4 protein-coding genes are annotated in these 6,257 nt (G+C 61.0%); 2 read left to right on the top strand and 2 right to left on the bottom strand.

The features are described from left to right. Positions 1-81 precede the first annotated feature (81 nt). The gene (locus tag ACQR1D_RS24320) at positions 82-1,431 is read left to right on the top strand and encodes a malonyl-CoA decarboxylase (RefSeq protein ID WP_434839224.1); all 1,350 of its coding nucleotides are present in this window, start codon (positions 82-84) and stop codon (positions 1,429-1,431) included. Positions 1,432-2,333: 902 nt separating this feature from the next. On the opposite strand, the gene ACQR1D_RS24325 is transcribed toward ACQR1D_RS24320, so the two are convergent. Further along, positions 2,334-2,744 (bottom strand): SRPBCC family protein, encoded by a 411-nt coding sequence (locus tag ACQR1D_RS24325; RefSeq protein ID WP_434839225.1) that lies wholly within the window; start codon positions 2,742-2,744, stop codon positions 2,334-2,336. Between the two features lie 417 nt (positions 2,745-3,161). Here ACQR1D_RS24325 and ACQR1D_RS24330 point away from each other — a divergent pair, with 417 nt between their 5' ends. Beyond that, positions 3,162-4,748 (top strand): alpha/beta fold hydrolase, encoded by a 1,587-nt coding sequence (locus ACQR1D_RS24330; RefSeq protein WP_434839226.1) that lies wholly within the window; start codon positions 3,162-3,164, stop codon positions 4,746-4,748. 93 nt (positions 4,749-4,841) lie between these two features. Here the strand turns inward: ACQR1D_RS24330 and ACQR1D_RS24335 are convergent, their stop codons facing one another. After that, positions 4,842-5,894 carry a hypothetical protein gene (locus tag ACQR1D_RS24335; protein ID WP_434839227.1) on the bottom strand — a complete coding sequence of 351 codons (1,053 nt, stop codon included), beginning with the start codon at positions 5,892-5,894 and terminating at the stop codon, positions 4,842-4,844. Positions 5,895-6,257 lie beyond the last annotated feature (363 nt).

The raw sequence follows: 6,257 nt of genomic DNA on the forward strand, positions 1-6,257 counted from the left end.
GTTATGTTTGAATGTCGCCAGCTTTGCCATAAATCCATGTAACATCGCCCTCATCACGCTCCGGGATTCGACTGACATCAGATGGCCAATGCCTTTTTCACCGACCTGATCACCACAATTTCCGAGCGAGGCCGGACGCTGCTGCGCGGCGGCGGCGCCCCTACCGACAAGCATGATGCGAAAAGCCTGGCCGAGCTGTGCGAGGCGCTGGTGTCCGGCGCCGGCGAGGCCTCGGGCACGGCGATGGCCCGCGACGTGCTCGACGGCTATCACGATCTCGACCCCGAGGGCCGCAAGGCGTTCTTCACCGCGCTGGTGCATGATTTCGGGCCCGACAAGGCCAGGCTCGCCAAGGCGATCGATGATTGGCGCGCGGCGCCGTCGGACGAAGGCGCGAGCGCGCTGCATTTCGCCTCGGAGCCGCGGCGGCAGGAGCTGATCCGCCGGCTCAACCGCGCGCCGGGCGGCACGCCCGAACTGGTCGCGATGCGCACCGATCTCCTGGATCTCATCAAGGGCAATCCGGAACTCGCCGCGCTCGATCGCGACGTCGTGCATCTCTTGAGCTCATGGTTCAACAGGGGGTTTCTCGTGCTGCGTAAGATCGACTGGTCGACGCCGGCGAACATTCTGGAGCAGATCATCCGCTACGAGGCGGTGCACGAGATCCACGACTGGGACGACCTGCGCCGCCGCATCGATCCGGTCGATCGCCGCTGCTACGCCTTCTTCCATCCGGCGATGCCCGACGCGCCCTTGATCTTCGTCGAGATCGCGCTGACCGAGACCATCCCCGGCGCCATCGCGCCGCTGCTCGCGGTCGACCGTCCGCCGGTGCCCGCCGACCGCGCCCGCACCGCCGTGTTCTATTCGATCTCCAACACCCAGCGCGGCCTCGGCGGCATCTCGTTCGGCAACTTCCTGATCAAGCAGGTGGTCGAGGAGCTCCGCCGCGAGCTGCCGAAGCTCGACACCTTCGTCACGCTGTCGCCGGTGCCCGGCTTCATGAACTGGCTGAAGTCGACCCCCGATGCGACCGAAGAGGATCGCAACGTGCTCAAGCTGCTGAACGAGCCGCGCTGGGTCGAGGATGCCGAAATGACCGCCGAGCTGCGCCCGGTGATCGAGCCGCTCGCCGCGCACTACTTCCTCAAAGCGCGCACGTCGAAGGGCAAGGTGATCGATCCCGTCGCCCGCTTCCACCTCGGCAATGGCGCCAGACTCGAGCGCATCAACTGGCTCGGCGACCTCTCCTCCAAGGGCCAGCGCGAATCCGCAACCGTGATGGTGAACTACCTGTACCGGCTCGAGGACATCGAGAAGAACCACGAGGCCTACGCCAATGACGGCGAGGTCGTCGCCTCCAGCGCGGTGAAGAAGCTGCTGCGCGGCGAAGGCCGGCGGCTGCTGGATATGAGGTTGTCGTCGTAGGGATTGCACGGACGCGTTCGATCGCGTCCGCTGTTGGCGTCTCGAAGCCCATTGGCTCGAGGCACGCCGCCCACTCCAAACTCCGTCATTGCGAGGCGCCCTTGCGCTGAAGCAATCCAGAGTCTCGCGCGTCGCCCTGGATTGCTTCCGCCTACGCCCGCCGGGCTTCGGCGGACGCGTCGCTGCGCTCGCAATGACGCGTGGTGAGATGGCGTGCTCACGCCTCAAACACCGCTGTCGTCCCGGCGAACGCCGGGACCCATAACCACCGGCAGCCGTTTGAGGCAGGCTCGTCATGACCTGCTCGCGCCCAACATCCGCCGCGGCGTATGGGTCCCGGCGTTCGCCGGGACGACGCTGTGGGAGAACCGCTTTCACATCTCAAACAGCTTGGGGACGTACGACAACATCCTCGCGGCGCATGGCGCCCAAGTTGCTGCGAAGCATGTCCCTCCGATCAAAACAGAGGGCGCAGGGAAGACCGGGTGCTGGCCGCAACCCATGGCCCCCGTGCGTGAAATAGTGCACGGGGCAGGAACCACAGGTACGACCGGTGCATTCCGGCCTTCCCTGCGCGATGGTTTTCACGGTGTCCTTCGTGCTCTCCCTGGGGATCGGGCTCTTTTGCCCCCATCGCCCGCGCGCGCCGTCAAGCAACAACGCGGACTTGACCTCAGCGTCGAGAGGCCAGGACCACACGACTTCTCCGTCCGCAAGGACGCCGGTCGTCTGCCGACATCCTCACAGCCACCGCATCCCTGCCCCGACGTTCGTGACGACGCGTACGCCCCTCTGCGATGAGGCAGGATATCAGCAATATTGCTGATTTTCGGAATTTGTCAAGGGGGAAGATTCAGGCCGTTCACGACGCCCCCCATCGGGACGCCGTGCGCCCGGCACGCTCAGGACGCCTTCGCCTCCACGTGCCGTTTGAAATTGTCGAGAATGGCCTGCCAGCCTTGCTGTTGCATCTCGACCGGGTGCGTCGTTTCAGGATCGAAGACAACGCGAACGAGAACGCCGTTCGGACCGGCCTCGAAATGGACGTCCGCTTTCCGGTCGCCGAAGGCGTAGGCGATCAGCTTGTGCTCGACGATCTTCGTGTAGGTCCCGGCGAAGTCGAAGCCCATGCTGCCGTCCTTGGCCTCCATGCGAGAGGAGAAATCTCCGCCCTCCCGCAGATCGATCGTGGCCTTGGTCGTATGCCAGTCGTCCGAGGCAGCGTTCCATTTCACGATGTCGGCCGGCGTCGTATAGGCAAGCCAGACCTGATCGATCGGGGCGGCGACGGTGGTTTCGACGGTGATGCGCATGGATATTGCTCCTGGCTCGATAACGGCTCGCTGCATGTGTGCAGGGAGTGGTGTCGGTCAAAGGACGATCGAGACTGGCAGGTCCCGACATCCCGAGCGCTCGATGCGTCGAAAAATGAAAGAGCGGATGTCCGCGGTCTGCGGGGCGGGTCTGGCGGCTGTTGGCGCCCGAGATCCGGACCCAAAATTTCTCGCTGCGGCCAGCCTCGCTTTGATCAGCGCACTCGACGAGGAGTTTTGTGCACTGTCAATGTGTTGTTCCCATCGCCGTCGCCTCACAGCAGAAGCAACCTTTAGTTGACGCAGATCAAGTCCACTCATGGTCAAGCAACACAGTATGCTTTTGGGAGCCGACACCGCAGGTGTCGACGCAGTTGAACCGGCGCGAGATTTTGTCAGCCCATTGTGAGGCGCCAGATGAAGAAACTAATCGTAGTGGTGCCGGGCATCTTCGCATTCATGAAGCACTGGCTTCCCCTGAAACAGCGGCTGCAGAAGGAACCTGAGCTTGCCGGCTCGACATGGCTCGAATGGCATCACCATGCCTGGCGCAAAAGGCCCGAAACCTACGCAATAGATCTGAGAGCCGCCATTGACAATGTCTGGCGCACAAAAGGCCCCTTCGACGAAATAACTCTTGTAGGTCATAGTTTTGGTGGCGTGCTCGTACGCCAAGCTTATTTGCTCGGCTCTGGAATCTTTGAAGACTACCAACACAAAGACAAGTGGTGTATTCACGTCAGACGCTTCGTTTTGTTTGCCTCCATAAACCGCGGATGGAATCCTGAAAATCTCCATGCCTTGCGTTTTCTCTACGTAGCGCTTCGACCGTTCGGTCCCCTGATCCAGCTACACAAGGAACTTGAAGTCGGATCCGACTTTATTGCCGATCTTCGTATCCAGTGGATAAAGCATTTTCGAAAGCTGGGAGACGATGCGCCGGCCGTCGTGCAGGTGCTCGGCACAAAAGATGGCATCGTGTCACGAGCAGACAGCATAGATGTAAGTCAGTTTCCAAACGCCGAAGAAATTGAAATTCCCGGCGCGAACCACTTGAATCTCCATCGGTTCGACAGGAGCGCAGATCAAGAATCCCATTATAAGCTCATACGCAGCGCCTTCTTAGATACATTTGAAACTAAGCCAGCGCCGGCCAAAAAGATGGTTACCCATGTGGTCTTCCTTTTGCACGGCATCCGAGCCAACAACAGTGAATGGGTCGAGCAGGCCAGGGGTCACATTGAAGAAAGTCACCCCAATGCCGAAATAGTGACCGCCTCGTACGGCTATCTCCCAGCAGTTGACTTCGTGATCCCGGTGTTGCGCAGGCGCAAGATCAACTGGTTCAAAGACGCCTATAGTTACTACTACGCTCGATACCCGGATGCAGATTTCCGCTTCCTTGGGCATAGCAACGGCACATACTTGCTAGGCCGGTCTCTGCAGCGAGTGTCTGGCATGTGCTTTAGACGCGTGATTCTAGTGGGCAGCGTGTTACCACGCACGTACGATTGGCAGAAGGTATTTGCCAGAAGTCAAGTCGAGTTGTTGCGCAATGACCGCGCGAATCGCGACTTCCCGGTCGGAATTCTTTGCAGCGCGCTAAGAGGCCTCGGGATGCGAGATGTGGGGTCTGCCGGCTTTCATGGATTTGATTTTAAGGACGAGAGAACCTTAGAAATCTTTTACCACGACGGCGGACACAGCAAGGCATTGACTGAAACTAACATTGGGCCCCTGATCCGGTCCTTAATGACGGACCAGATCAATCGGAGCCAGGACCGAGAGTTACAGAAAAACAAGCCGAATCCGCGATTTGCGTTTCTATCTCGCTTTGCGCCCTACGTTTCTTTTGGCGTTGCATCATCAATTGCATTCGGGACGGCTTATTGCCTCTACTCGAAGTGGGAAAGTCTTACGAGTGCAATCGTATCGCTATCGCCAACGGCTTTGCTTTTCTCTTTGGGGGCCATCCTAATTGTCGGATTGATTAGAGCGATATGAGAGTCGCTTAAGCCTTTCTAGAATTGTCTATGATCTTCAGACCAAGGCTGCCAGCGCACAAACCATACCAACGGCAGCGGCTTATTCGATCAATCACCCCATCACGTCCTGCGGCCGCAACCTCAGCGCCGCCGCCGGCAGATTGGCTGCCAGCCACGCCGCAATCACCTTCTGCTTCCGGTGATACGCCAGACCCGCCGCGACCACCGCAACGCCGATCAGCGACAGTGCGAACGGAAACAGCAGCGAGTTCTTGAAGACGACGTCGGCGAGATGGCCGAGATACATCGTGATGCCGATGGCGCCGAACACGGCGTAGGCGCGGCGGACGATGATGACGGCGATGGCGAGCAGGCCGACGTTGAGCAGACAGTAGACCGCCTTGCCGAGCTCGGTCGCGCCTTCGGTGGCGCTGATGCCGCCCCAGAAGGCCATCAGGCCGAACAGGTGCAGCCAGAAGCCGAAGTCGCGGCTCCTGCTGTTGTAGTCGACGATCCAGGCGACGCTGAGAATGCCGAGACCGAACCAGATCGAGACGATGCGGCGCATCTCCCAGTTGATGTGGCTGACGTTGAAGATCCAGGGCGTGAGGTCCATCGACATGAACCACAGCGCGACCGAGATGATCGCAACGACGAAGGGCACGCGATAGAAGCGTAGCGCGATCGCGCCGGCCGCGAGGGTGGCGAGCTCCATGAACAGCCAGCTGCCCTTGATCCAGACGTAGAAGTCCTGAACCGTGCCGGGCTTGCCGAACCTGCCCCACCAGCCGAGCTCCTCCTGCATGCCGTAGACGGCGAGCGGCGCCATCGACACGGCGATCGCGATCAGCAGGCCGCCGGGGACGCGCAGGTCGCGGCGCCAGAGGTGGTTGCCGGCGAGACCGAAAGCGGCGGCGTAAGCGAGCGCGCAGGCGGTCAGCGCGCGGCCGCCCAGCTGCGAGAACGCCACCGTCGAGAACAGGCCCATCGCGCCGATCACGATCAGCGCGCCGGCGTACCAGAGCAGATGCGCGGCATCGAATTGGGCGCGGGGCGCTGCCGTTGCGACGCGCTGGTGCAGGAAGGCGAGCAGGCGCTGCAGCTCGTCGGGACCGATCGCGCCGGCAGTTTCGGCGGCACGGAGATCGTGGTCGGAATAGGACATGGTCGTCACCTCATGGGCGCGCCGGACATGCCCGTGGCGTTCGCGCGAACGCTATTGCGTTGCGCGTCGCGATACGCGGATGCCGGTGCGAACAGGGGGTAGTCTAACGGAACTTGAGCGACGTTCAAGAAAATTCTGAGCGTCGCTCATGTTTTTGAGTGAAGGGTTGCTGTTTGGCGCCGGGCGCCGTGCCCTCGTTGGCTCACGCTCTCTCCACTCGTCATGGCCGGGCTTGTCCCGGCCATCCACGTCCGAGCCCAGAAGGCCGACGTGGATGCCCGGGACGAGCCCACGGCTGTCCGGTTCAGCTTCCGCATATTGCGAGGCTCAACTGTTGTGGGTTTTTGGCAAGTTGGGGTGGCC

It is taken from the genome of Bradyrhizobium sp. HKCCYLRH2047, assembly GCF_051168175.1.
In the GTDB taxonomy this organism is placed as follows: Bacteria; Pseudomonadota; Alphaproteobacteria; order Rhizobiales; family Xanthobacteraceae; genus Bradyrhizobium.

Bases quoted from the DNA above. Each gene is read 5' to 3' on its own strand.
- ACQR1D_RS24325 (WP_434839225.1), bottom strand. From the start codon at position 2,744: ATGCGCATCACCGTCGAAACCACCGTCGCCGCCCCGATCGATCAGGTC.
- ACQR1D_RS24320 (WP_434839224.1), top strand. From the start codon at position 82: ATGGCCAATGCCTTTTTCACCGACCTGATCACCACAATTTCCGAGCGA.
- ACQR1D_RS24335 (WP_434839227.1), bottom strand. From the start codon at position 5,894: ATGTCCTATTCCGACCACGATCTCCGTGCCGCCGAAACTGCCGGCGCG.
- ACQR1D_RS24330 (WP_434839226.1), top strand. From the start codon at position 3,162: ATGAAGAAACTAATCGTAGTGGTGCCGGGCATCTTCGCATTCATGAAG.